Genomic DNA, 24,570 nt, shown 5'->3' with positions numbered 1-24,570 from the left:
CGCCAATTTTTATATGGGATGCGGATTAATGTGGGAGCCGGGCTTGCCCGCGATGCAGGCGCCTCGGTTTATCAGTGATACCGAGGTGATGCAATCGCAGGCAAGCCAGCTCCCACATAAAGATGCTCCCTGGCGCGCCGCGATCTACAGTCATTATCGAGGCGGGGAGGCATAAGCCTCCCCGCATCGTTTGTGGAAACTACATGAATATTCTGATCGTTGGGCCCAGTTGGGTCGGTGACATGGTGATGGCACAGACACTTTTCCAGTGCCTGCGCCAGCGCTATCCAGACTGCCAGATCGACGTGCTCGCCCCTGAGTGGAGCCGGCCGATCCTGGAGCGCATGCCCGAGGTGCGCAAGGCCTTGAGCTTTCCGCTCGGCCACGGTGCCCTGGAACTGGCGACCCGCCGACGCATCGGCAAATCCATGGCCGGCCAGTACGACCAGGCGATCCTGTTGCCCAACTCGCTCAAGTCGGCGCTGGTGCCTTTTTTTGCCGGTATCCCCAAGCGCACCGGTTGGCGCGGTGAGTTTCGCTATGTGCTGCTCAATGACGTACGCACCCTGGATAAAGCCCGCTACCCGCTGATGATCGAGCGCTTCATGGCCCTGGCCTACGAGCCCGGCGCGCAATTGCCCACGCCGTACCCGCGCCCCAGCTTGCAGATCGACCCGGTGACCCGCGATGCGGCGCTGGCCAAGTTCGGCCTCACCCTTGATCGGCCGGTTCTGGCCTTGTGCCCTGGCGCCGAGTTTGGCGAGTCCAAGCGCTGGCCGTCGGAGCATTACGCCAAGGTCGCCGAGACCAAGATCCGCGAAGGCTGGCAGGTGTGGCTGTTCGGTTCGAAGAACGATCATTCGGTAGGTGAAGATATTCGTCAGCGCCTGATTCCCGGCCTGCGCGAAGAGGCGGTGAACCTCAGTGGCGACACGTCCCTGGCCGAGGCTATCGACTTGTTGTCCTGCGCCGACTCGGTGGTGTCCAACGACTCCGGCCTGATGCATGTGGCGGCGGCGCTGAACCGCCCGCTGGTAGCGGTGTACGGCTCCACGTCCCCAGGCTTCACCCCGCCCTTGGCCGACAAGGTCGAAGTGGTGCGCCTGGGCCTGGATTGCAGCCCGTGTTTTGATCGCACCTGCCGCTTCGGCCACTACAACTGCCTGCGCCAATTGCTGCCGCAGCCGATAACCGATGCCTTGCAGCGGTTGCAGGGCGATGTGGTCGAGGTTCACTGAGTTGCGGGTACTGGTAGTCAAGACCTCATCCCTGGGCGATGTGATCCATGCCTTGCCGGCGTTGACCGATGCAGCACGGGCGATTCCCGGCATTCGCTTTGATTGGGTGGTGGAAGAAGGCTTTGCCGAAATCCCGACCTGGCACCCGGCGGTGGACAAGGTGATCCCGGTGGCGATTCGCCGCTGGCGCAAAAACCTTTGGCAAACCATCAAGAGCGGCGAGTGGCGCCGTTTCAAGCAGGCCGTGCAGTCGACCAAGTATGACTTGGTGATCGACGCCCAGGGCCTGCTGAAAAGCGCCTGGCTGACCCGCTATGTGCGTGCTCCAGTGGCCGGCTTTGATAAAAACTCGGCCCGTGAGCCGATCGCTGCGCGTTTTTATTCACGACGCCTGGCCGTGGCCCGCGGGCAACACGCGGTAGAGCGCTTGCGCCAACTGTTCGCCGTGGCCCTGGGCTACGACCTGCCCAAAGGCTTGGGCGACTATGGCCTGAGCGTTGAAAAGCTGCTGGGCCTGCCGCCGAAAAAACCCTTTGTGTTGCTGCTGCACGGCACTACCTGGGACACCAAGCACTGGCCCGAAGCCTATTGGCGTGAGCTGGCCGAACGCATGGGGCGCCTGGGCGTGGACGTGAAATTGCCGTGGGGTAACGCCGCCGAAAAGGCTCGGGCCGAGCGCCTGGCCCAAGGCCTGCCCAACGCCGAAGTGCTGCCCAAACTCAACCTGGCGGGCGTGGCCGGCGTGTTGGCGGGCGCCCGCGCCTGTGTGGCGGTGGACACCGGCCTCGGTCACCTGGCGGCAGCGCTGGATGTGCCGACCATTTCCCTGTTCGGCCCCACCAATCCGGGCCTTACTGGCGCTTACGGCAAGGGCCAGATCCATTTGGCCAGCGACTGGCCGTGTGCGCCGTGCCTGCAAAAGCAGTGTACCTATCAACCTACCGCCGACGACCTGCGGCGGTTCGACATCAAGCGTGAGTCGCCCCTGTGCTTCACGCGCTTGAATCCTGAGCGTGTAGCAAGCCGGCTGAGCACGTTGTTACTGGCTGAGGAGCAGCACTGATGCAACTGGCTTTTGTTCTGTACAAGTACTTTCCCTTCGGTGGCTTGCAGCGCGACTTCATGCGCATCGCCCTGGAGTGCCAGCAGCGCGGCCACAAGATTCGTGTCTATACGCTGATCTGGGAAGGCGACATCCCACCCGGCTTCGAAGTACTGGTGGCGCCGGTCAAGGCGCTGGTCAATCACCGTCGCAATGAAAAGCTGTATGCCTGGATCCAGGCCGACCTGGCCAAGCGGCCGGTGGATCGCGTGGTGGGCTTCAACAAGATGCCGGGGCTGGATGTGTATTTTGCCGCCGACGGGGTGTTCGAAGACAAGGCTCAAAACCTGCGCAATCCCATGTACCGCTGGTTCGGGCGCTACCGGCACTTCGCCGAATACGAGCGCGCGGTGTTCGATAAGGACGCCAAGACCCAAATCATGGTGCTGTCCGAACATCAGCAGAAGTTGTTCACCCAGTATTACGGCACCCAGGCCGAGCGTTTCCACTTGCTGCCGCCGGGCATTGCCCGCGACCGGCGCGCTCCGCCTGACGCGGCCGAAATCCGCGCTGAGTTTCGTCGTGAGTTCGGCCTGGCCGAGGACGACCTGTTGCTGGTGCAGATCGGTTCGGGCTTCAAGACCAAGGGCGTCGACCGCAGCCTCAAGGCCGTGGCCGCCTTGCCTTCCAAGCTGAAGAAGCGCACCCGACTGTTTGTAATCGGCCAGGACGACCCCAAGGTATTCCAATTGCAGAGTGCGGCATTGGGCCTGGGCGATCAGGTGCAGTTCTTCAAGGGCCGCAGTGATATCCCGCGTTTCCTGCTGGGCGCCGACCTGCTGATTCACCCTGCGTACAACGAGGCGGCCGGTATGGTGCTGGTCGAAGCGGTGGTCGCCGGCCTCCCGGTACTGGTGAGCCGGGTGTGTGGCTACGCGTTCTACATCGACAAGGCCCAGAGCGGCCGAGTGTTGGACGAGCCGTTCGAGCAAGCCCAGCTCAACCAGTACCTGGTGGATATGCTCGACGATCCACACGCGCGTGCGACCTGGAGTCGCAATGGTCTGGCCTTCGCCGAGACGGCCGACCTCTATAGCATGCCGCAGTACGCTGCGGACCTGATTCTGGCGGAGCCAAACCGATGAAGTTGATTCTAGCCGAACCCTTCAAGACCCTCTGGGCCGGACGCGATGCGTTCGCCGAGGTCGAGAAGCTGCAAGGCCAGGTGTTCCGCGAGCTGGCCGCTCGCCGTACGTTGCGTACGGTGGTCGAAGGCCAGCCTTACTTTGTGAAGATTCACCGTGGCATTGGCTGGGGCGAAATCCTCAAGAACCTGGTCACGGCCAAGTTGCCGGTACTGGGCGCAGGCCTGGAGTGGCTGGCGATCCAGCGCCTGCAAGCGCTGGGCGTGCCGACCATGACCGCCGTGGCCTTTGGCGAAAAAGGCAGCAACCCGGCCGACCAGCATTCGTTCATCATTACCCAGGAACTGACGCCGATTATCAGCCTGGAAGACTTGACCCTCGATTGGGTCAAGCAACCGCCCGTGCCGGCCATCAAACACGCCTTGACCCGTGAGCTGGCGCGCACCGTCGGCGCGATGCACCGCGGTGGCGTGAACCATCGCGACTGCTACCTCTGCCATTTCCTGTTGCACACGGACCAGCCCATTACCGTCGACAATCTGAAATTGTCGGTGATCGACCTGCACCGTGCGCAGGTGCGTCCGACGATTCCACTGCGCTGGCGTAACAAGGACCTGGCCGGCCTGTATTACTCCGCATTGGAGATCGGCCTGACCCAGCGCGACAAGCTGCGCTTTCTCAAGACGTACTTCCAGCAGCCGTTGCGCCAGATCCTGGCGGAGCAAGCTGCGCTGCTGTCTGAGCTTGAGCGCATGGCCGCCAAGCTTTACGCGCGCAAGCAACGATACGGGGATGCGCTCTGATGGCGGGTTGGAACCTGGAACCTGCCTATGCCGCCCTGGCGGATGACTTTGGAAGCCTGGAGGCGGTATTTGCCTTGCAAGGCGAGCGATTGACCCGCGACCCGCTGTCGGAAGTCATCCGGGTCGAGCGCGGCGGGGTCAATTATTACGTCAAGCGCTACGTGGGCGCCGGCAAAGGCTTGCGCCGTTACCTGGGCAGGCCGCGGGTGAAATCCGAATGGCAGAACCTCAAGCGTTTCGCCAAGTGGGGCATCCCGACGGCTGATGTCGTCGCCTGGGGCCTGGACCGCAAGGGCCTGGCTTATAACCGGGGCGCGATGATTACCCGCGAGCTGCCCAAGACGGAAGACTTGTCAGTGCTGGCCGAGCGCAATGACGAACGCCTGAAAGACCCCCGGTGGGTCGATGGCATCAGCCGCCAGCTCGCCGAATACACGCGCACCATGCATGAGCACCGCTTCACTCATAACGACTTGAAGTGGCGCAACCTGCTGGTGGACGACCAACGAACCCTGTACCTGATCGATTGCCCCAACGGTGATTTCTGGCGTGGTTTCTGGCTCAAGTACCGCATCACCAAGGACTTGGCTTGCCTGGACAAGGTCGCCAAATATCACCTGTCGGCCACCCAGCGCCTGCGTTTCTACCTGCAATACCGCCAGCGCACGCACTTGTCGGCGTCGGACAAACGGCGAATTCGTCACGTGGTGAAGTTTTTTGAGGGACGCGAATGAGTGACTTCCTGGCGGCCGAAGACCGCGCCTTGCTTGAGCGCAACGGTCTGGCGACGTTTGACGCCCTGTGGGCCAAGCAACTGGACGCAGTGGACGAGCCCAATACCAGTCACGGCGGCTGGAGCAGTGTGTATCGCCTGGAGCTTGAAGGGCAGGGCTATTACCTCAAGCGCCAGAGCAACTACCTGACGCGCACCTTGCACCGGCCGTTTGGCGAGCCGAGTTTTGCGCGCGAGTTCCGTAATATCAGCCTGTATCGAAAGCTCGGAATCCCTGCTCTGCAGGCGGCGTTCTTCGGTGAGCGCAAGGTTAAGGGCGAGCGCCGGGCAATGCTGCTTACCCGTGCTCTGGATGGTTGGAACGACCTGGATTCGTTGCTGGAGCAGTGGCAGCAATTGAGCGTCGCCCAGCACAGTGCGATCCTGTCGGCGTGCGGCAAGCTGGCGCGTCATCTGCACAGCGTCGGGCAGGTGCATGGCTGTTTTTACCCCAAGCATATTTTCCTGCAGGCCACCGCTGAGGGTTATGCCGCGCAGCTGATCGACCTGGAAAAAACCCGTCCGTTGCTGTTTGGCTGGCGTGACCGGGTCAAGGACCTGGAACCGCTGCTGCGTCGCGCGCCCCAATGGTCGGACGCGCAGGTGCGCCAACTGCTGGCGGCGTATCTTGAGCAGCCCGAGGACAGCGACCTGGTCTCCACTTGGCACCAGCGCCTGACCGCACGCCGCAGCCACAAGGAGAACCGCTGATGCGTTTATCCGAGCTGAAAAATGCCGGCCGTAGCCCCAGCCTGCCGTTGACCATCGATCTGGCGGATGCGGCAGGCCCGGGGCAGTTGCAACTGCTGAGCCTGCTGCGGGTGTTGCCCGGGCAGCGCTACGTGGGCGCGGCAGTGTGGCGTGGTCGCCCGGTATTGGCCAAATTGTTGGTTGGCAGCAAGGCGGCGCGGCATTTTCAGCGTGAACTCAAGGGTGTGCGTTTGTTGGCTGAGCAAGGCCTGACCACACCGTTGTTGTTGGCCGATGGCTTGCAGGACGGCGAGGGCGGCTGGCTGCTGTTTGAGTTTATCGAGGGCGCCCAAAGCCTGGCCGATGCGTGGCACGCCGTCGAACATCTGCCGCCGTTGGCGGACGAACAAACCGCCGTGCTCGCCGAAGCATTGGGCGCGATTGCGCAAATGCATGCCAAAGGCCTGTGGCAGGAAGACCTGCACCTGGACAACCTGCTGCGCCAGGACGGCAAGCTGTACTTGATCGATGGCGCAGGCATTTGTGTCGAGGAGGCGGGTAAGCCGTTGTCGCGCAATCGCGTGCTGGAAAACCTCGGCGTGTTTTTCGCCCAGCTGCCGAAAAACCTTGAGCCGTTTACCGAAGAATTATTGGTGTACTACCTGCTGGGTAATGGTGAGCACGCCTTGCCGCTGCAAGCCCTGGAAAAGCAGGTGCGCAAAGTCAGCGCCTGGCGCTTGAAGGACTTTCTGGACAAGACTGGCCGCGAATGCACGCTGTTCAGCGTGGTGCGTGGCGCCTTTGGCTTGCGTGCGATTCGTCGCGAAGAAGAAACGGCCATGTTACCGGTGCTGGAACAGGCAGACGCCTTGCTCGACCAGGGCCACCTGTACAAGACTGGCGGCGCGGCCAGTGTGGCCAAGGTCGAAGTGGCTGGTCGGCCGTTGGTGATCAAGCGCTACAACATCAAAGGCTTTGCCCACTGGCTCAAGCGCTTCTGGCGCCCGAGCCGAGCCTGGCATTCCTGGCGCGAGGGTAACCGCCTGGCGTTTCTCGGCTTTGCTACGCCCAAGCCACTGGCGGTGCTGGAGAAGCGCTTTTTATGGCTGCGCAGCCGTGCGTATCTGGTCACCGAGTTTCTGCCGGGGCCGGACATCATCGAGCGCTTTGCGCCGTATGTTGAAAACGGCGATGCGCCTGAGAGCGAGCTGCTCGCACTGGAACAGTTGTTTACCCAGTTGATTGGCGAGCGCATCAGTCATGGCGATTTCAAAGGCCATAACCTGTTCTGGAATGACGGGCGTTGGGCGATGATTGATCTGGATGCCATGTGTCAGCACGGCTCTGTTGCCAGTTTTGCGCCGGCATACGCTAAAGACCGGGCGCGGTTTATGCGCAATTGGCCGCAGGGCAGTGCGTTGTATCAGTTGATCGATCAGCGGTTGCCTAAAACCATCGTGGTTTAAGCGGGCGCCTGATACCCAAATGTGGAAGGGGGCAAGCCCCCTCCCACATCAGAATTGATATTCAGCCCCAGCGCCTGCATACCACGAGCGCCCCGGTGCTGCTTCGTAGTAGCGCCCGTTGCCGTCACCCACAATCACCGACCCAACATATTGACGATCCAGCAGGTTATCCAGGCGCAAGGTCTGGTGAAAGGTCCAGTGCTCCACCTTCTGCTCAAACCGTGCCCGCCAGTTGAAGACGCTGTAGCCCGGTGCAGCGTGTTGGCTATTGGTGTCTTCGACATAGACTTTGCTGCGGTACATACCTTCGATGGCCGTGCTGACCCAGTCCCGTGGCTTCCAGTTCAGTTCGGCGAACAGGGTGGTCTGGGGGACGCCGGGGAGGTAGTTGCCCTTGTCGATGGTGTTGGCGCCGCTGGCGAAATCGCTGTCGTAGGTGGCTTGGAGGCGGGTATAGGCGAGGCTGGTGCTCCAGTGCTCGTTCAGTTGGCTTTCAACACCCAGTTCGAAGCCGCGACGTAGTGTGCGACCGGCGTTCTGGTAGCTGGTACGGCCACCGATGGATTGCTGCACCACCAGTTCGTCCTCGGTAGTGATTTGAAAAACGGCGGCGTTGATCCGCGTGTTGTTCAGTTGCGCCTTCACACCTATTTCATACTGAGTGCTTTCAGGCGGCTTCAAGCCGAAGTTGAAGCCCTCGACGTTGCCCGGGGCATAGGCCAGCTCGGCCTGGGTCGGGGTTTCAAAGCCCTTGCCTGCACTGATATAGCCGTGCAGGTCGGGCGTGAATGCATACATCACGCTCATCGAAGGCGTGTTTTTCTGGTAGGTCTTGTTACCACTGGCATCGCCATTGCTCAGGAATTGATCATCGACGTCCATCTGCATGGTGCTGTGCCGGACACCGGCTTGCAGGGTCCAGCGGTCGAGGGCCCAGTTGGCCTGGATATACGGATCGAGGCTACGAGCCGTGTCGATTTCGTCGCGGCGTAGTTGGCCTTTCACGCCGAGGGTGTTGCCGCTGTAGTTCTGATAACCGTGGCGGCTGTCTTCGCTTTGGTCGAAGTCCAGGCCAGTGATGATCATCAAGTCGCCGGGCGCACTGTCGATGGGCTGCATCCAGCGCACGCTGCCACCGTAGAACTTGCGGTCGAATTGCACCACGCCGCCGCCACGTTCGTTGGCGGGTGTGCCTTTTGGGATCGACAGGTACTGAATCACACTGCGGCGCCCGGTATACGCATTGACCTGCAACGTCGCATTGCCGATGTAGCGCTCGTAGTTCATTCCCAATTGCTGGTGATCGATGCTTTTACGCGTGTTATAGGTCAGCGCGTTGGCGCTTACCGAACGCGGATCGGCCTTGTACGCTGTCCAGGTCTGCCCCAGCGGATCCTGCGTACCGTTCTGCTCCAGGCTGCTGTAGATCAATGCCAGCTTGCTGTCGTCATCCGGCTGGAAGTTGAGCTTGGCGAAGGTCTGGTCGCGCCGGGCGCTGCTGTGGTCGCGGTAGCCGTTGGTGTCCATGCGTGAGGCATCGAGCACGAACCCGGCACCATTCGCCGCGCCTTCCGCGCTAAGGTGGTTCTTGTTCAGCCCGTCGCTGCCCACCAGCGTTTCTGCGCCGATGCGCGGTGGGCCTTCGCCGTCGCGGGAGAACATTTGGATCACACCGCCGGCGTTACTGCCATACAGAGTCGCCGCCGGGCCGCGCAGCACTTCGATGCGCTCGGCAGTGTCGAGGTTGAACGTTGCGGCCTGGCCCTGGCCGTCGGGGGTGCTGGCGGGGATGCCATCGGCGATCAGCTTGATGCCTCGTACGCCAAACGCCGAACGGGCGCCGAAGCCGCGGGACGAGATCTGCAAGTCCTGTGCATAGTTCTGGCGGTTCTGCACCACCAGGCCGGGCACGCGGGACAGGGCTTCGGAGGCGTTGATGCCCAGTTGGCCGTTGCTGATTTGTTCACGATTAATGCCGTCTACCGAATACGGCAGGTCGAACGTCGGGCTGGCGCTGCGCGAGCCGGTGACCACGCTGGGATCCAGGATCAGGGGCGCATTGTCGGCTTGGGCGGTGTTGCACAGGCCCAGCAGTAAGGCAAGGCAGGTTGGAGCAGAAGGAGTCATGAAAAGGCCGAGTGGGTAGCGCACGCAAGTAAGGGTGTAAGTGCAAATGTGACAAGTTTAACGACTCGTCCTCTGATTTGCCGAACTCCTTACCGCCTGGCGCATTGGGACGCTTCCTACGCTTAGCGTCGACTGCGCAAGCCTGAAGTCTTGGTTTTGTGGTGCTAGGTTTTCGATCTTTATCAAACGAAAAGAAGAATCAACTATGTGGACTCCTATCCTGCGCTTGCTGATGTTGCTGGGAATGTCGTTGATCGTTGCAGGCTGCGGCACGGCGACCACCGTGCTGCGTGGCGATGACGTTACTGTTCGTGACCTCAAGGGCAAGAAAACCTACTGTCAGTCCGTTTCGCGAATCTACAGTGGCGTAGCTTATGACCTCTGCGTCTTGCATGGGCCTCCCAACTCTGCGGGTGGGCTCTCGTTGAACGGGATTCCATGGGTCATTCTGGATGCGCCGGTTTCCGCGGTGCTGGACACGCTCGTCTTGCCCTACACCATCTACCGCCAAAGCGCCGACGGTAGCATCGAGCTGCGCTAACAGCTTCCTACTGCTTTTAAGCTATAATCCCGCCCTTTAGCTGTTTCCCGCCCGGGCGGGAAGCACACTTTTTTCAGGCGCGATGCGCCTGCATGCAGACTAAAAGAGGCTAGACCCCAGTGGCATTGACGATTCTTGGCCTGTCCGGCGCCCTTAGCCATGATCCTTCCGCAGCCCTGTATATCGACGGCAAGCTGATTGCGGCCGCCGAAGAAGAGCGCTTCGTACGCGACAAACATGCAAAGAACCGCATGCCCTACGAGTCGGCGAAGTTCTGCCTGGAACAGGCTGGCATCAAGCCTTCGGACGTTGACGTGGTGGCGATCCCATTCGCCCCGATCAGCCTGTTCGGCGAGGCACGCTGGCACTACGCCAAGCGCTACTGGTACGCCCCGGACCGCGCCCTCGACGCGATCCTGATGGGTAACCGTCGCTACAAGCGCTATCGCAACAAGATTGTCTGGTGCCTGGAACAACTGGGCTTCGATCCGAAGAAAATCAAGATCGAACCGGTTGAACACCACCTGGCCCACGCTTCCAGCGCCTACCACTGCTCGGGTTTCCAGGAAAAAACCGCGATCCTGGGCATCGACGGCAAAGGTGAGTACGCCACCACGTTCTTCGGCTATGGCGAAAACGGCAAGATCCACAAGATCAAGGAATTCTACGACCCGGATTCTCTCGGCGGCCTGTACGGTGCGATCACCGAGTTCCTCGGTTTCGAGATGCTCGACGGTGAGTTCAAGGTCATGGGCATGGCGCCGTACGGTGATGCCAGCAAGTACGATTTCTCTCGTTTGGCGTCCTTTGAAAACGGCGAGCTGGTGATCAACACCGACTACGCCAACGTCATCGGCCTGCGTCGCTACAAAGAGAAGGGCAAGGGTTTCTACTTCTCGCCAAAACTGATTGAGTGGCTGGGCCCCAAGCGCGAAGGCGACATTGCCGACGAGCCGTACATCCACTACGCCGCCAGTATGCAGGCGCTGTTCGAGAAGCTGGCCTTGCAGATGATCGACCATTACCTGGGTGACATCCTCAAGGACACCGGCAAGCTGGCCTTCGCCGGCGGCTGTGCGCTGAACGTCAAGCTGAACCAGAAGATCATTGCCCGCGACGACGTGAAAGAGTTGTTCGTGCAGCCGGCGTCCGGTGATGCCGGCACGGCTGTCGGCGCGGCCGCCTATGTATCCCACGCTCGTGGTGTACCGGTGGAGAAGATGGAGCACGTGTACCTCGGCCCGTCCTATAGCAACGAAGACGTGATCGCCGCTTGCGCCAAGCACGAGAGCAAGCCGAACTGGCGCAAGATCGAAAACATGCCCAAGCGCATCGCCAAGATCATGGTCGACGGTAACCCGGTGGCCTGGTTTCAGGGCCGCATGGAGTTTGGCCCGCGTGCCTTGGGTGGGCGTTCGATTATCGGCTGCCCAAGCGCCACCGGCGTGGCTGACCGCATCAACCACCAGATCAAGTTCCGCGAGCGCTGGAGGCCTTTCTGCCCGTCGATGCTCGACACCGTGGCCCCGCAGATGATCAAGGTCGATCACCCGGCGCCGTTCATGACCTTCACTTTCGAGGTGTCGGAAGAGTGGAAGACTCGCGTGCCGGAAGTGGTGCATGAAGATGGCACATCCCGCGCCCAGGTGCTCAAGCGCGAATACAACCCGCGCTACTACGACATGATGAAAGAACTGGAAGTGCTGACCGGCAACGGCGTGTCCCTGAACACCTCGCTCAACCGTCGTGGCGAAGCGATGATCTGCTCGCCGACCGACGCGCTGAACATGTTCTTCGGCTCGGACCTGCAGTACCTGATCATGGAAGACATCCTGGTCGTGAAAGACGGCGTGGACCCTTATGACGCCGTGGTTTAAATGCTGAACCGCTTCCAGGGCTGGCGTGAACGTGGCTGGGCGCCTGTCGAGGCCGAGGTTTACGCCCAGGCCTGGCAGCGTTACGGCGGCAGCGTGGCGACCCACCCGCAGGTTATCGAGCGGTTGGCTGGCCTGGCGCAGATTCCGGTACGCTACCTAGGCTGGGAACAAGGTGGTGAACTCAAGGGGGCGATAGCCACCTGGGGGCGCGATCTGGCTCTCTCCAAGGACGTGCTCAAGCGCACCGGCAAGAAAGGCCTGTTTGACCTGGGCAATGCCGAGGTCATCCTGCCCATTGCCGTCGATGCGCAGTTGCCGCTGCGCCACCGGGCGCGCTACCTGTCGGCCCTTAACGAAGGGCGCGTCAGTACCCTCAAGCCCCAGGCCGAGCAATTGGCCATGGCGCGCACTCCCGAAGAGCTGTCGAAGAAGTTTCGCTACAACCAACGACGTGAATTGCGTTTGCTGGAAGAAGCGGGCGGCGTGGTGCGGGCGGTCAGTGAGTTCTCCAGCGTGGAGCTGGCGGCGATTTATTGCGATCTGTTCCAGCGTCGCTGGGGGTTCCCGGCGGCTGGTGCGGCGCGTTTGGCCGAGGTGCTGGAGCTGCTCAAGGAATTTGTGTTCGGCTCGGTGCTGTTTCTCAATGACGCCGCGATTGCGGTGCAATTGGTGTATCAGGTGCAGTCCAATGAATGGTTCAGCGCCGAGTACGTCAACGGCGGCGTCGACCCGCAAACCCGTGCGTTCAGCCCTGGCAGCGTGTTGAGTTTCCTCAATACCCAAAGCGCCTGGGAGCAGGCGCGGGCGGCGAACAAGTCGCTGCGCTTTTCCTTCGGTCGTTCCGACCGTGAGTATAAGGAGCGCTGGTGCAACCCGGTGCCGGTGTTCAGCGTATGAGTCGCAAACAGCAACTGCTCAAGCGCCATCGGCGCAACAAGCGCATCGCGCTGTTGATCGGCTTGGCGGTGCTGGTTGCCACCGGTGTAATGGTGGCCTGGTGGTTGCCGCCGATGTTGGCGGTGTTGCTATGGGCGGCCCATGAAGCGTGGTTTGCCGATCACCTGTTCTACTCGCCCAGCGACCACTATGAGTACGCATTCCCAGCCGGCAGCGAGCAGCCCGGTTTGCGCCTGGAGTCGGGGCGGCTGTTGCTGGATGCGCCGCTGGCGAACGATGAAACCCTGATTATTGGCGTTGAGTTGAAAAGTTCGTGGCTGGGGCGCTTCCTAGACCCGGCGGTGGACCTGTTGGGCCTTGACTCAGCGGACCGCCAAACCTTTGAACGTGGCGTCAACGGGCGCCGCTATCTCAACCTGACCGGCGCTGCACAAGCACTGGCGGCGGGCAACATCAGCTTGCGCGGGCGCTTTTGCCGGATCAAGGGGCAGCCGATTCTGTGGCATTTCCACCAACCGGACTATCGCCAGCAACGTGTGATGGTGATCGCTCCTCACGCCGACGATGCCGAGCTGGCCGCGTTCAGCCTTTACAGTCAAGCGGCTGAAAGCTGGATCGTGACCCTGACCGCCGGGGAGATCGAAGCCGAGCACTATCAGCAGATGGGTTTGCCCAAGGCCCAAGCATCACGCCTCAAGGGCCGCTTGCGTGCCTGGGACAGCGTCGCGGTGCCGCGTTGGGCCGGGGTGCCCGAAGCACAATGCGTGCAGTTGGGTTACTTCTGCATGCAATTGCAGGCCATGCAGGCTGCGCCGGACCAGCCTCAGGCGTCGCGCGAAGCGGATTTGGCCGACACGCGGCTATTTCGCCAGTTCAACGGCTTTGCCCTGCCGGGAGATGCAGATGGCGCACCGACCTGGCACAACCTGATCGCCGACCTGCGCGCACTGCTGCTCAAGGCGCGCCCTCAGGTGATCGTGTTGCCCACGCCATTGCTGGACCCCCACGCTGACCACATCTGCGCCCATGCGGCGGTGCTTGAAGCTCTGCAGGGCCTGGAGTGGCAGCCCGACACGTTGCTCGGTTATGCCAACCACCTGCATGATAATGACCGCTGGCCCATGGGTGACTCCGGTGCTGGGATGGCGCTGCCGCCACGTTTCGATTCATCGCCCGAGATGGTGCCGTGCAGCTTTGCACTCACCTTGAGCCAGCAGCAGGACAAGGCCATGGCCCTGGGCATGATGCACGACTTGCAGCCGCGCGCGCCGCTCAAGCGCCGGGTGCGCAAGTGGTTGCAGCAAGTGCTTGCCGGACGTAGTCCATCGCCTTACGGCGAGAACGAATTCTTTCGCAAGGCCGTGCGTCGTCACGAGCTGTTGTGGGTCCTTAAGCAGGACTGAAACCCTCTCGAAGGCAGGCCAGCGTGGGTCTGCCGCCCATTTTACCGGGCCGTGCGCCCGTAGCCAGATCGCTGCATGGAGAGTTATGAAGCCGCGTTTCAAGGTTTTGCAGTTACAGCCGGACTACAACGTCAAGACCCATGACTTCGCCGACCTGGGTGAGCAAATCGTCAAATCCCTGCCGCCTGAACGTTTCGAGGTGACCTCCGGATTTCTAAGCGGTCGTCCGCTGCCCGGCCAGCCCCTGAGCGTGGCTGAGCACTCCCACTATTTCGAGTTGCCGGAGAAGTCTCTCAAGGGCATTCGTTTTGGCGCCATGTGGCAGATCTACAAGTATTGCCGCGAGCAGAAGTTCGATGTGGTCATCTGTAACCGCTTCAAATCGGTGAACATGATGCTGTCGCTCAATCGCTGGTTGAAAATCCCTCTGTGCATCGGTATCTCCCACGGTTTTGGCGAATATGCCCGTGGTTACCGTCGGCGTCAGACCCAGCGCTGGGTCAGCCCGGCCTGGCGTTTTGTCGGCGTGTCGGAAGCGGTGAAGGACTACCTGGTGGACCTCAACTGTGGGTTCACCCGTGAAAACACCAGCTACGTCACCAACGCCATCGACATTCCCCAGGCAGAAGCCTTGCAACTGTCCCGTGAGGACGCACGCAAGGCCCTGGGCCTGCCAATGGAAGCACGGATGATCGGCGCTCTGGGCCGCCTGGTGCCGATCAAGGGCCATACTCATCTGCTGCAGGCCTTCGCCACGCTCAAGGATAAATACCCTGAGGCGCAGGTGGGCATCATCGGTTCCGGGCGCGCCGAAGCCGATTTGCGTGCCGATATCGAACGCCTGGGCCTGAACGGTCGTGCGCACTTGCTGGGCTTTCGCGAAGACGGCATGAAGTACGTGCGCGGCTTCGACATCTGGACCATGCCGTCACTGTTCGAGGGCTTGGGCCTGGCGCTGCTGGAAGGCATGAGCGGCCATCTGCCGGTGATTGCCTCCAACGGTCCGGCAATGCTGCCCCTGGTGCAGGGTGCGGGTGGGCTGTCCCATGACCCGGGCAACGTCGAGCAGTTGGCTGCAGCTCTGGATACTTATCTGGCACTGAGCGATGAACAGCTGCGCGAAAAGGGTGAAGAGGTGTTCCGCTATCTGGAGGCCAACCACACCCTTGACGAGTTCAAGCACAAGTACCTGACCCTGATTGAAATCGGTTTGCGTGAAGTAGGTAGAGCATGAATCAGCAACAGCCCCTGGTCTCGGTGATCATCGCCTCCTATAACCATGGCCAGTACATCGAACAGAGCATCCTCAGCGTGCTGGGGCAGACCTACCCCAATATCGAACTGTTGGTGGTGGATGACGGTTCCAAGGATGACAGCGTCGAACGCATCCAGCGCTTGCAGGCCGAGCACGGATTTGATTTCCAGGTGCAGCAGAACCAAGGCCTCAGCGCCACCTTGAACGGTGCGATCGCTCGTGCCAAGGGTAGCCTGATCGCGCCGTTCGGTTCGGATGACATCATGTTGCCAGACCGTCTCGCGACTCAGGTTGCGTACATGGAGGGCAAGCCGAAGGTGGGCATGTGCGCCGGCAATATCGAGCTGATCGACGGTGACGGCAACCTGCACCCGGAGAAGAAGCAACGTCGCGACGTGCCGTTTCGCAGCCTCGACTTCGACGACATATTCCTGGACCGCAAGCCCTTTCCGCCGGCGCCGACCATGCTGATTCGTCGCGACGTACTGGAGGAGGTCGGCGGGTTCGACCCGCAGATTCCCCTGGAGGACTTGTTGATCCAGCTGAAGATCACGGCGGCGGGCTATACCATCGACGCTTTGGGTGTGGTGATGGCCAAATATCGCCAGCACGCTACCAACACGTACAAGAACCACCGTTACATGATCCAGAACATTCTCAAGACTTACGCATTGTTCAGCGATCACCCGGCCTATGATCAGGTGCGCTACAACTTCCTGAACTCAATGTTCCTCAAGACCGCCGACCGCGACCGCCCGTTGGCGCGCGAGATTCTCAAGCAGATCCCGTTGAAGTTCTGGGGGCGCAAGACCTTGCGTGGGTTGGTGAGGTTGTATCTGGCGCCGCTCAGGAACTGAAACGGCGCCATCCCTCCTGCTACAGGCCCTGTACCTGCTCGCGGATTTTCGCAGTGGCGGCCGGGCTTGCCACCGAGGCATACCCTTTGACCAGTTGTTCGAAATGCGTTTCGAACAGCCAGTTGCGGTCTTGTGGGTAGCGCTGCATGTGACGCAGGTTACGTTGGCGCAGCGCATAACGCAGTGAAGAGGGGTAGATGCGCAGGTCAGCGATGTCGATCAGGCCGAACTCGCCATCGTCCATCAACAACACATTGCCCAGGTGCAACGAGCGAAAGTACACCCCTCGCTCGTGCAACTGCGCCATGAACCGGCCAAAACGCTCCACCAGTGATTCGCGCAGGCTGCTGTCCAGGCTTTGCAACGCCTGGCGCAAAGTCAGGCCGGGCAGGGGGGTGTAGGCAACCGCGCTGCTGGCATCGCTCAGGCGATAGAGTCCGAGGATCTGTGGCGTTGGAATGCCCAGGGTACGCAGTTGCTCGCTGTTGCTGGCAAAGCGCTCGGAATAAGGGTTGAAGCTGCCGGAAGTGTACCAGCGGCGTGGGCGGAACAGCTTGAGGAAGCTGCCGTCTGCCAGGCGCAGGACTTTTGGCCCCAAGCCATCGGCTTCAATGACATGGGCGTTGCTGCACAGCTGCTCGAAAGCCGGGGCCTTGATGTTCTGTACCGGCATGCGCAGCAGGCTGCGGTGGCGCTGGGCGAGGCTCAGACCTGTGATAATTGCCAACGGAATCCACAGCAGGAACCAGTGTTCTTTGGGGCGCGACAATATGCCGCCGCCTTCGGTCAGGCCCGCGCCGATGCCGTAAGCCAGCAGTGACGAAGCCAGGATGAACAACGGCTGGGCGCGTTCCTTCAGGCCTTTGTATAGAGCCCAACCGAGCATGAAGGCCCAAGGGATAAAGCCGATGATGCCGACGTAATAAAGCACGCCGAGGGCAAAGCTGTGGGGTTCGCGCAGTTGGTAGCCATCGGACACGGTCAGGTATAGCTCGGAATCGTAGCTATGCCCAATCCAGGGGTGTTCGGCGATGAGCTGCAATGTCATGGTCCACAGTTCGAGGCGGAACGAGCTGCCGCGTCCAGTGATCATTTCGGGGAAAAACAACAAGAGTCCGGCTGCACCCAGGACCAAGCCGGCGAAAAGCATCGCTGCGCGGCGGTTACGGCTGACAAAGCTCAACCATAGGACGGCCAACGTCAACGCTACTAATGCAGTGCGTGAACCGGTTGCTAAAACCGCGGCGGTCATGATCGCCAGGGCCGGTACGCTGAACCACAACACCTTCATGCGCTGGGTGGTCATGCAGACGTACAGCCAGTACACGGTGAAAAAACCAAAAAGGTGCGAACTCAGCAGCGGGTTATCAAGCGCGCCAAGGCCGCCGATCATGCGCATACCGGGCGAATAACCCTTGGCGAACGCCACCAGGTTGCCCAGGCTGACTACCAGCGCAATGACAGCGGCGCTGAAGAACATCGGCTTGAACAGTTCATTGCGGTAATGCAGCAACAGCCCGCAGCCACCAAACAGCATGAAGGTGTTCAACGGCCGCTTGAACAGGTCGGTATCGGAGCTGGGTTCGGGACTCCAGAGCAGGCTGGTCAGGGCCCAGGCGGAGAATGCTACAAACGCGATGACCAGAGGTTCTCGTAACAGGTCCTTGAGTTCCCGGGGGCGCATGCACAACAGGAACAAGGTCGGTACGCTGAACAGGATATAGACGATTCTGTGCAGCACATTGCGATTGCCGACAAAGAACAGCGCACTCAGGAGCAGCAACAAGCCAACAGGCAAAATCCATAGGACCAGGAAGTCGAAAACGCGATTTGAGCCATAAATAAGGCGCTTGGAGTGCATACAGTAAAGCCATTCCAGAAAGAGAAAGCCGACCATCTTAAGCTAGTGGCTAAGTAATGTCGCCGGTCGGATCCAACCGGGCCGCGGGTATACCGGGTGCAAGTACAACAGAGAAGCTGTGCTAAAGTCAGCCTCCTTTTTCAAAACGCCGCGTGATATGACCGACTCCAGTCCGAGCGCAAGCCCTTCGAGCTTGAAAATATACTTCCGCCTGCTCAGTTACGTTAAGCCCTACATGGGCTTGTTCGCGTTGAGTATCCTTGGATTTCTGATTTTCGCGTCGACCCAACCGATGCTGGGTTACATCCTCAAGTACTTTGTAGACGGCCTTTCCAATCCGGAAGCCGTGTTGTTCCCCACCGTACCCTTCCTGCGCGATCTGCAACTGCTGCAGGCGGTGCCGCTGCTGATCATCCTGATCGCGGCCTGGCAGGGCCTGGGTTCGTTCCTGGGCAACTATCTGTTGGCCAAGGTCTCCCTGGGGCTGGTCCATGACCTGCGGGTGCAGTTGTTCAACAACTTGTTGACGCTGCCCAACCGTTACTTCGATAACCACAACTCCGGGCACCTGATTTCCCGCATCACCTTCAACGTGACCATGGTCACGGGTGCGGCAACCGATGCCATCAAGGTGGTAATTCGCGAAGGCATGACGGTGATCTTCCTGTTCGCCTCCCTGCTGTACATGAACTGGCGCCTGACGCTGGTCATGATCGCGATCCTGCCGTTGATTGCGGTAATGGTCAGCACCGCCAGCAAGAAATTCCGCAAGCAGAGCAAGAAGATCCAGGTGGCCATGGGCGACGTGACCCACGTGGCCTCGGAAACCATCCAGGGCTACCGCGTAGTGCGCAGCTTTGGTGGCGAAGTCTACGAAGAGAAGCGCTTTTTCAAGGCCAGCCAGAGCAACACCAACAAGCAACTGCGCATGACTCGCACCGGGGCGATCTACACCCCGGCGCTGCAGTTGGTGATCTACTCCGCCATGGCCGTGCTGATGTTCCTGGTCCTGTATCTGCGTGGCGATGCCTCGGCGGGTGACATGGTGGCCTACATCACCCTGGCTGGCTTGTTGCCCAAGCCGATCCGTCAACTCTCGGAGGTCAGTTCGACCATCCAGAAAGGTGTTGCGGGCGCCGAGAGCATCTTTGAACAGTTGGACGAAGACGTTGAGGTCGACCACGGCACCATCGAGCGCGATAAGGTCAATGGCCGTCTGGAAGTGCGCAATCTGAACTTCACCTACCCAGGCACCGAACGCCATGTGCTCAAGGACATCAGCTTCACCGCCGAGCCTGGGCAGATGATCGCTCTGGTGGGCCGTTCAGGCAGCGGCAAGTCTACCCTGGCCAGCCTGATCCCGCGTTTCTACCACCATGAAAGCGGTGAGATCCTGCTCGATGGCGTAGAGATCGAAGACTACAAGCTGCTCAACCTGCGCAAGCATATTGCTCAGGTCACCCAGCACGTGACCCTGTTCAGCGACACCGTAACCAACAACATCGCCTACGGCGACCTGGCCGGCGCACCTCGTGCCGACGTTGAAGCGGCGGCGGCGGATGCCAATGCCAAGGACTTCATCGACCAGTTGCCCAAAGGCTTCGATACCCAGGTCGGTGAGAACGGCGTGCTGTTGTCCGGCGGCCAGCGTCAGCGCCTGGCGATTGCGCGCGCCTTGCTCAAGAACGCGCCGCTGCTGATTCTCGACGAGGCCACTTCGGCCCTTGATACCGAGTCCGAGCGGCATATCCAGGCGGCACTGGACAAAGTCATGCAAGGCCGTACGACCTTGGTGATCGCGCACCGATTGTCGACTATCGAGAAAGCCGACCTGATTCTGGTGATGGATGACGGGCGGATTGTCGAGCGCGGCACCCACGGCGAGTTGCTGGCGCAGAACGGCTATTACGCTCGCCTGCATGCCATGGGGCTGGATGCGCCGGTGTCGGCTGACATCACCTGATCCAACAGCGACACAGAGCTAATGTGGGAGGGGGCTTGCCTCCGATAGCGGTGGATCAGCCGGCATTTGTGCAAGCTGATACACCGCCATCGGGCGCAAGCCCCCTTCCACATTTGGCCTGCAGTGCGCGCAAGCGACCGCAAACCCTGTGCTAATATCGCGCCCCTGTTCATTTTGTATGTGGGTTGCTCCATGAAGTTGTCCATGCCGCGATTCAATCAAGCCGCTGTCTTGGTGGTCGGCGATGTCATGCTCGACCGTTACTGGCATGGTGGTACCTCACGGATTTCCCCTGAGGCTCCGGTACCGGTCGTCAAGGTCGAGCAAATCGAAGACCGCCCGGGTGGCGCTGCCAACGTCGCTCTCAATATTGCCGCCCTCGGTGCCCCGGCTTCCCTGGTGGGTGTGACCGGCGACGACGAAGCTGCCGAAAGCCTGGCCAACAGCCTGCAGGGGGCCGGCGTGCGTGCACTGTTCCAGCGCATCGCCCATCAGCCGACGATCGTCAAGCTGCGGGTCATGAGCCGTCACCAGCAATTGCTGCGTATCGATTTTGAAGAGCCCTTCGCCACCGACGCCCTGGCCCTCGGCGACCAGGTCGAGGCGCTGCTCGAAGGTATCAAGGTGCTGGTATTGTCCGACTACGGCAAAGGCGCCTTGCAGAATCACCAGGTGCTGATCCAGGCCGCCAAGGCTCGCAACATTCCGGTACTCGCCGATCCCAAGGGCAAGGATTTCTCGGTGTATCGAGGCGCCAGCCTGCTCACGCCTAACCTCAGTGAGTTCGAAACCATCGTCGGCGGTTGTGCCGATGAGCACGAACTGGTGAGCAAGGGCGCGGCGCTGATGGCCGAGCTTGATCTGGGCGCCTTGCTGGTGACCCGTGGCGAGCACGGTATGACCCTGCTGCGACCTGACCATCCGGCCATGCACCTGCCGGCGCGGGCCCGTGAAGTGTTCGACGTTACCGGTGCCGGTGACACCGTGATTTCCACCCTGGCGGCGTCTATCGCGGCCGGTGAGGAACTGCCCCACGCCGTGGCCCTGGCCAACCTGGCGGCGGGCATTGTGGTGGGCAAGCTGGGTACCGCGGCCATCAGCGCACCGGAGTTGCGCCGTGCGATTCAGCGCTCCGAAGGCTCGGAGCGCGGCGTGCTGGGCCTGGAGCAGTTGCTGCTGGCGATTGACGATGCACGTGCCCATAACGAAAGCATTGTGTTCACCAACGGTTGCTTTGACATCCTGCACGCCGGGCATGTGACCTACCTGGAGCAGGCGAGTGCCCAAGGCGATCGCTTGATCGTCGCGGTCAACGATGATGCTTCGGTCAGCCGCTTGAAGGGCCCTGGCCGTCCGATCAACAGTGTCGATCGGCGCATGGCGGTATTGGCGGGTCTGGGTGCGGTGGACTGGGTGATCAGCTTCTCCGAGGGCACCCCGGAAAACCTGCTGGCCCAGGTCAAGCCGGACGTGCTGGTCAAGGGCGGTGACTACACCGTCGACCAGGTGGTCGGTGCGGACATCGTCAGTGCCTACGGTGGCACGGTCAAAGTGCTGGGGTTGGTTGAAAACAGCTCCACCACCGCGATTGTCGAGAAGATCCGCAACAACGAGTGATACCCCGTGGGGCGAGCCTGCTCGCCCCTAGCTTTTCTTCGGCACGATCTTGCGCAGCATCTGCCGCGCCTTGCCGGTCAGGCGCTTGAGTTTCGAGTCCTTTTCCGGCTCTGCCAGGCCTTGCTGGCGCAGCCAATCCTTCCAGCGAATCCGCTCATCGCGCACCAGCCAGCCCTCTTGCTGGGCAAAGCTTTCCGCCAGGTACAAACCGCGTGTGCTGGCCGGGTACAGCTGATCTTTCTTGACGGTATACAGTTCGGCCAACGGCTCGCCGTCTTTCAATGGCATCAGGTACAGATCCGGACGCTGACGATCCAGGCGCGCCACCAGTTGGTCACCTTCCAGGCGTTCATCCACATGGAACAAACTGAGGGACTTGGCTTCCTTTGGCACTTCCAGGCGCAGGTCATAAATCAATTGCAGCGATGCCGTCGGCAGGTGCACATAGGCCCGTGGGCGCTCGATCAGTTGCGTGGTGGCGCAGCGTACCGGGCGTGCGGCGCCGGACAGGGGGCTCAGGCGAAACGGTAGGGCTTCGCGGTAATGCAGGGCGGCGGAGTAGGGCGCCGGTAGCCAGGTGTCATTGAAGCGCCCGCCAAGCCAGCCTTCAGGCGTCTCCAGCAGGCACTCTTCGGCAATTTCCTGGATCGCGGTGTGCAGCGGCAGGTTCAGTTCATGGGCCGGTACGTAGCCGGAGATCAGCTTGAGCACCACATCGCCGCGGTCCTGACGACGCTGGCGCACCAGCACCCAGTAATCCTTGTTTTGCCAGTGCAGTGTCAGGCGCACCGAGACGCCGAGGTTCGCCAGTTCCAGGGCGAAGCGTTCGGCATCCGGCACCTCCACCGGCTTGCGCCGTTGCAGGGTCTGGGCAAAGTTGAGCGGCATGCCGACGCTCTGGTAGCTCAGGCCTTCGGGGGTGGCCTCTACGTGCAGCGGCAGTGTCTTGAAGTTACTGGGGTTCTTTCTTATGAGCGTACGCGGCATGTCGGCTCCTTTGTGCGACGGGGTCGGCCGCGTGGGCGGCATCAGAGTTGACGGATGACTCGGGCAGCGGTTGCCACGTTATGGGCCAGGTGCAGCGGATTAATGGTCCCGACAATAGCACTGGCGACGCCCGTTTGCGCAAACAACAGCTGGAAACTGGCATGGATTGGATCCATTCCCGGCTCCAGGCACACGTGACCGCTGGCCAGGGCTTTTTTTACCAGGATGCCCTTGCCATGGGTGGTCGCGTAATCGATCACGGCTTTCTCGGCCTGTTCATTGAGGTTGTAGGTGACCATCGCGCAATCGCCCTGTTCCAGGGCCTTTATGCCGCCTTCGACGGTTTTGCCGGAGAAGCCGAAACCGCCGATCTTGCCGTCCTTCTTCAGTTGGGCCAGGGTCTGGTAAACCTCGCAGTCGTTGAGGATGTGCAAGTCGTTACCGTCGGAGTGCACCAGCACCAAATCGATAAAATCCGTTTCAAGGCGTTTCAGGCTGCGTTCGATCGACATTCGCGTATGGACCGCGCTGAAGTCGTGACGGGACACGCCATCGGCAAACTCTTCGCCGACCTTGCTGACAATCACCCACTCGTTGCGCTGGCCACGCAGCAACGGGCCCAGGCGTTCCTCACTCATGCCGTAGGCGGGGGCGGTGTCGATCAGGTTGATGCCCAGCTCGCGAGCCTGGCGCAGCAGCATTCGCGCCTCGTCGTCGCCGGGAATCTGAAAGCCGCTGGGGTATTTGACCCCCTGGTCGCGGCCCAGCTTGACGGTGCCCAGTCCCAATGGCGACACCAGCAGGCCGGTGCTGCCCAACGGGCGATGCAGGTCGTGCAGGGTTGGCAGGCTCATGGCAACAGTTGCTCCCAGGCGGGTTGGCCGATAGCCGGTTTTGGCAGTTCGGGCAGTGGGGTGCTGGCGCCGGGGCGAATGCCGTCTCGCTCCAGAGCGTGGAGGACGCGGTCGGCGAAGTCCGGTGCCAGGGCCAGTTTGGTCGGCCAACCGACCAGCAGGCGGCCGTCTTCGGCCAGAAAGGCGTTGTCGGGCCGGCTCAGCCCCGATTGCAGCGGCTCGGCGCGCTCCACCCGCAGGGTCGCCCACCGGGTCTGGCTCATGTCGATCCAGGGCAGCAGGTGCGCCAGCTCTTTCTGGGCGGTGGCAATTTGTTCGTCAGGCGTACGCGCCACGCCATCGGCCTCGGCGATATCCCCGCCCAGGTACCACACCCAGTTGCCATCGGCGGCCGGGTGGGTGGTTACGGTGATGCGTGGCTTGGTACCGCCGCCCAGGCAATGGGCATACAGCGGCTTCAGGCTCGGGCCTTTGGCGATGATCATATGCAACGGGCGTTTTTGCATGGCCGGCTGGCTCAGGCCCAGGGCCGCGAGCAGGTCAGCGGTGCCGGCGCCGGCGCTCAGCACGATGCGCTGGGCACGGATCTCGCGGCCATCGACCTTCAAGCCCACCAGCGTATTACCGTCCAGCAACGGCTCGATTTGCTGGCCTGCGAGCAAGCCGTCACCCGCCAGTTGCGCCAGGCGTTCGATCAGGCTCGGTACGTCCACCACCAACTCCGCCAGACGATAGACCTTGCCCTTGAAGCGGCGGTCTTGCAGGGCAGCAGGCAGCTCTTCGCCCTTGACCTGATCAACGCGGCCGCGCACGGCCTTGCTGGCAAAAAAGCTGGTGAGGTTGCCGGCGAGGGTGCCCGGGGACCACAAATAATGCGCTTGGGACAACACGCGCACACCAGACAGATCCAGCTCACCGTCACCCGCAAGGGCTTCACGCCAGCGCCGCGGCATGTCGGCAATGGCTTCGGAGGCGCCGGTGAGGGCGCCATGCAGGGCGTATTTCGCACCGCCGTGAATGATCCCCTGGGACTTCACGCTTTGCCCGCCGCCCAGGCTGGCGCTTTCTACCAGTACCGTGGAAAACCCCTGGCGGCGCAGGCGCGCATTGAGCCAGAGCCCGGCAACCCCGGCGCCGACAATCAGAACGTCGGTGGAAATAACGGATGGCATCGG

The 24,570-nt window shown here is 61.2% G+C and carries 20 protein-coding genes; 15 read left to right on the top strand and 5 right to left on the bottom strand.

Annotated features, from left to right (window positions below):
* Positions 1 to 203: 203 nt before the first annotated feature.
* The 7 genes from waaF to E3O56_RS14435 are packed head-to-tail and all read left to right on the top strand — an operon-like array spanning position 204 to position 7,156.
* A complete protein-coding gene (waaF, locus tag E3O56_RS14465; RefSeq protein ID WP_103733918.1) occupies positions 204 to 1,238 on the top strand; it encodes a lipopolysaccharide heptosyltransferase II in 1,035 nt (344 codons plus the stop codon).
* Position 1,239: 1 nt separating this feature from the next.
* The gene (waaC, locus tag E3O56_RS14460) at positions 1,240 to 2,301 is read left to right on the top strand and encodes a lipopolysaccharide heptosyltransferase I (protein WP_005784134.1); all 1,062 of its coding nucleotides are present in this window, start codon (positions 1,240 to 1,242) and stop codon (positions 2,299 to 2,301) included.
* Positions 2,301 to 3,425 carry a glycosyltransferase family 4 protein gene (locus tag E3O56_RS14455; protein ID WP_005784135.1) on the top strand — a complete coding sequence of 375 codons (1,125 nt, stop codon included), beginning with the start codon at positions 2,301 to 2,303 and terminating at the stop codon, positions 3,423 to 3,425. Before waaC ends, E3O56_RS14455 begins: the two co-directional genes overlap by 1 nt.
* Complete coding sequence (gene rfaP, locus E3O56_RS14450; RefSeq protein ID WP_032878264.1) at positions 3,422 to 4,228, top strand: lipopolysaccharide core heptose(I) kinase RfaP; 807 nt, start codon at positions 3,422 to 3,424, stop codon at positions 4,226 to 4,228. Before E3O56_RS14455 ends, rfaP begins: the two co-directional genes overlap by 4 nt.
* On the top strand, positions 4,228 to 4,962 hold the full coding sequence (locus E3O56_RS14445) for a lipopolysaccharide kinase InaA family protein (protein WP_005784139.1): 735 nt from the start codon (positions 4,228 to 4,230) through the stop codon (positions 4,960 to 4,962). The genes rfaP and E3O56_RS14445 overlap by 1 nt, the downstream gene beginning before the upstream one ends.
* A complete protein-coding gene (locus E3O56_RS14440; protein ID WP_032878263.1) occupies positions 4,959 to 5,711 on the top strand; it encodes a lipopolysaccharide kinase InaA family protein in 753 nt (250 codons plus the stop codon). Before E3O56_RS14445 ends, E3O56_RS14440 begins: the two co-directional genes overlap by 4 nt.
* Entirely contained in the window at positions 5,711 to 7,156 is a 1,446-nt protein-coding gene (locus E3O56_RS14435; protein ID WP_103733917.1) for a lipopolysaccharide kinase InaA family protein, read from the top strand. The genes E3O56_RS14440 and E3O56_RS14435 overlap by 1 nt, the downstream gene beginning before the upstream one ends.
* A 48-nt stretch (positions 7,157 to 7,204) precedes the next feature.
* On the opposite strand, the gene E3O56_RS14430 is transcribed toward E3O56_RS14435, so the two are convergent.
* Positions 7,205 to 9,283 carry a TonB-dependent receptor gene (locus E3O56_RS14430; protein ID WP_148852946.1) on the bottom strand — a complete coding sequence of 693 codons (2,079 nt, stop codon included), beginning with the start codon at positions 9,281 to 9,283 and terminating at the stop codon, positions 7,205 to 7,207.
* 205 nt (positions 9,284 to 9,488) lie between these two features.
* Here E3O56_RS14430 and E3O56_RS14425 point away from each other — a divergent pair, with 205 nt between their 5' ends.
* The 6 genes from E3O56_RS14425 (at position 9,489) to E3O56_RS14400 (ending at position 16,113) form a co-directional block, all read left to right on the top strand.
* The gene (locus E3O56_RS14425; RefSeq protein ID WP_032878260.1) at positions 9,489 to 9,824 is read left to right on the top strand and encodes a YceK/YidQ family lipoprotein; all 336 of its coding nucleotides are present in this window, start codon (positions 9,489 to 9,491) and stop codon (positions 9,822 to 9,824) included.
* Between the two features lie 119 nt (positions 9,825 to 9,943).
* The gene (locus tag E3O56_RS14420; protein ID WP_003187998.1) at positions 9,944 to 11,701 is read left to right on the top strand and encodes a carbamoyltransferase; all 1,758 of its coding nucleotides are present in this window, start codon (positions 9,944 to 9,946) and stop codon (positions 11,699 to 11,701) included.
* Positions 11,702 to 12,598: a GNAT family N-acetyltransferase gene (locus E3O56_RS14415; protein WP_216090648.1), complete on the top strand. Its 897-nt coding sequence runs from the start codon at positions 11,702 to 11,704 to the stop codon at positions 12,596 to 12,598.
* Complete coding sequence (locus E3O56_RS14410; protein WP_032878258.1) at positions 12,595 to 14,001, top strand: PIG-L family deacetylase; 1,407 nt, start codon at positions 12,595 to 12,597, stop codon at positions 13,999 to 14,001. Before E3O56_RS14415 ends, E3O56_RS14410 begins: the two co-directional genes overlap by 4 nt.
* Positions 14,002 to 14,086: 85 nt before the next feature.
* Positions 14,087 to 15,235 carry a glycosyltransferase family 4 protein gene (locus E3O56_RS14405; protein ID WP_248128453.1) on the top strand — a complete coding sequence of 383 codons (1,149 nt, stop codon included), beginning with the start codon at positions 14,087 to 14,089 and terminating at the stop codon, positions 15,233 to 15,235.
* Positions 15,232 to 16,113, top strand: a complete 882-nt coding sequence (locus E3O56_RS14400; protein WP_032878256.1) for a glycosyltransferase — start codon at positions 15,232 to 15,234, stop codon at positions 16,111 to 16,113. Before E3O56_RS14405 ends, E3O56_RS14400 begins: the two co-directional genes overlap by 4 nt.
* Before the next feature lie 19 nt (positions 16,114 to 16,132).
* Here E3O56_RS14400 and E3O56_RS14395 read toward each other — a convergent pair whose 3' ends face one another.
* A complete protein-coding gene (locus E3O56_RS14395) occupies positions 16,133 to 17,974 on the bottom strand; it encodes a bifunctional O-antigen ligase/aminoglycoside phosphotransferase family protein (protein ID WP_148852940.1) in 1,842 nt (613 codons plus the stop codon).
* Between the two features lie 157 nt (positions 17,975 to 18,131).
* Here E3O56_RS14395 and msbA point away from each other — a divergent pair, with 157 nt between their 5' ends.
* Together msbA and hldE are read left to right on the top strand one after the other, a co-directional pair.
* On the top strand, positions 18,132 to 19,937 hold the full coding sequence (gene msbA / locus E3O56_RS14390) for a lipid A export permease/ATP-binding protein MsbA (protein WP_248128452.1): 1,806 nt from the start codon (positions 18,132 to 18,134) through the stop codon (positions 19,935 to 19,937).
* A gap of 192 nt (positions 19,938 to 20,129) precedes the next feature.
* A complete protein-coding gene (hldE, locus tag E3O56_RS14385; RefSeq protein WP_032878253.1) occupies positions 20,130 to 21,554 on the top strand; it encodes a bifunctional D-glycero-beta-D-manno-heptose-7-phosphate kinase/D-glycero-beta-D-manno-heptose 1-phosphate adenylyltransferase HldE in 1,425 nt (474 codons plus the stop codon).
* A gap of 27 nt (positions 21,555 to 21,581) precedes the next feature.
* Here hldE and E3O56_RS14380 read toward each other — a convergent pair whose 3' ends face one another.
* From E3O56_RS14380 to E3O56_RS14370, 3 genes are read right to left on the bottom strand one after another with little or no spacing between them, the layout of a single operon-like run.
* On the bottom strand, positions 21,582 to 22,541 hold the full coding sequence (locus tag E3O56_RS14380) for a hypothetical protein (RefSeq protein ID WP_032878252.1): 960 nt from the start codon (positions 22,539 to 22,541) through the stop codon (positions 21,582 to 21,584).
* 41 nt (positions 22,542 to 22,582) lie between these two features.
* A complete protein-coding gene (locus tag E3O56_RS14375) occupies positions 22,583 to 23,395 on the bottom strand; it encodes an aldo/keto reductase (protein ID WP_248128451.1) in 813 nt (270 codons plus the stop codon).
* Positions 23,392 to 24,567 carry an FAD-dependent oxidoreductase gene (locus E3O56_RS14370; RefSeq protein ID WP_223017951.1) on the bottom strand — a complete coding sequence of 392 codons (1,176 nt, stop codon included), beginning with the start codon at positions 24,565 to 24,567 and terminating at the stop codon, positions 23,392 to 23,394. The genes E3O56_RS14375 and E3O56_RS14370 overlap by 4 nt, the downstream gene beginning before the upstream one ends.
* Positions 24,568 to 24,570: the final 3 nt, after the last annotated feature.

The organism is Pseudomonas sp. W2Aug9 (assembly GCF_023127755.1).
GTDB lineage: Bacteria > Pseudomonadota > Gammaproteobacteria > Pseudomonadales > Pseudomonadaceae > Aquipseudomonas > Aquipseudomonas synxantha_A.
The sequence above is the reverse complement of the archived record's forward strand: the minus strand, read 5'-3'. Positions and strand labels throughout refer to the sequence as shown.

Bases quoted from the DNA above. Each gene is read 5' to 3' on its own strand.
- E3O56_RS14405 (WP_248128453.1), top strand. From the start codon at position 14,087: ATGAAGCCGCGTTTCAAGGTTTTGCAGTTACAGCCGGACTACAACGTC.
- E3O56_RS14415 (WP_216090648.1), top strand. From the start codon at position 11,702: ATGCTGAACCGCTTCCAGGGCTGGCGTGAACGTGGCTGGGCGCCTGTC.
- E3O56_RS14400 (WP_032878256.1), top strand. From the start codon at position 15,232: ATGAATCAGCAACAGCCCCTGGTCTCGGTGATCATCGCCTCCTATAAC.
- rfaP (WP_032878264.1), top strand. From the start codon at position 3,422: ATGAAGTTGATTCTAGCCGAACCCTTCAAGACCCTCTGGGCCGGACGC.
- E3O56_RS14430 (WP_148852946.1), bottom strand. From the start codon at position 9,283: ATGACTCCTTCTGCTCCAACCTGCCTTGCCTTACTGCTGGGCCTGTGC.
- E3O56_RS14445 (WP_005784139.1), top strand. From the start codon at position 4,228: ATGGCGGGTTGGAACCTGGAACCTGCCTATGCCGCCCTGGCGGATGAC.
- E3O56_RS14395 (WP_148852940.1), bottom strand. From the start codon at position 17,974: ATGCACTCCAAGCGCCTTATTTATGGCTCAAATCGCGTTTTCGACTTC.
- msbA (WP_248128452.1), top strand. From the start codon at position 18,132: ATGACCGACTCCAGTCCGAGCGCAAGCCCTTCGAGCTTGAAAATATAC.
- E3O56_RS14425 (WP_032878260.1), top strand. From the start codon at position 9,489: ATGTGGACTCCTATCCTGCGCTTGCTGATGTTGCTGGGAATGTCGTTG.
- hldE (WP_032878253.1), top strand. From the start codon at position 20,130: ATGAAGTTGTCCATGCCGCGATTCAATCAAGCCGCTGTCTTGGTGGTC.
- E3O56_RS14370 (WP_223017951.1), bottom strand. From the start codon at position 24,567: ATGCCATCCGTTATTTCCACCGACGTTCTGATTGTCGGCGCCGGGGTT.
- E3O56_RS14375 (WP_248128451.1), bottom strand. From the start codon at position 23,395: ATGAGCCTGCCAACCCTGCACGACCTGCATCGCCCGTTGGGCAGCACC.
- E3O56_RS14435 (WP_103733917.1), top strand. From the start codon at position 5,711: ATGCGTTTATCCGAGCTGAAAAATGCCGGCCGTAGCCCCAGCCTGCCG.
- waaF (WP_103733918.1), top strand. From the start codon at position 204: ATGAATATTCTGATCGTTGGGCCCAGTTGGGTCGGTGACATGGTGATG.
- E3O56_RS14380 (WP_032878252.1), bottom strand. From the start codon at position 22,541: ATGCCGCGTACGCTCATAAGAAAGAACCCCAGTAACTTCAAGACACTG.
- E3O56_RS14440 (WP_032878263.1), top strand. From the start codon at position 4,959: ATGAGTGACTTCCTGGCGGCCGAAGACCGCGCCTTGCTTGAGCGCAAC.
- E3O56_RS14455 (WP_005784135.1), top strand. From the start codon at position 2,301: ATGCAACTGGCTTTTGTTCTGTACAAGTACTTTCCCTTCGGTGGCTTG.
- E3O56_RS14410 (WP_032878258.1), top strand. From the start codon at position 12,595: ATGAGTCGCAAACAGCAACTGCTCAAGCGCCATCGGCGCAACAAGCGC.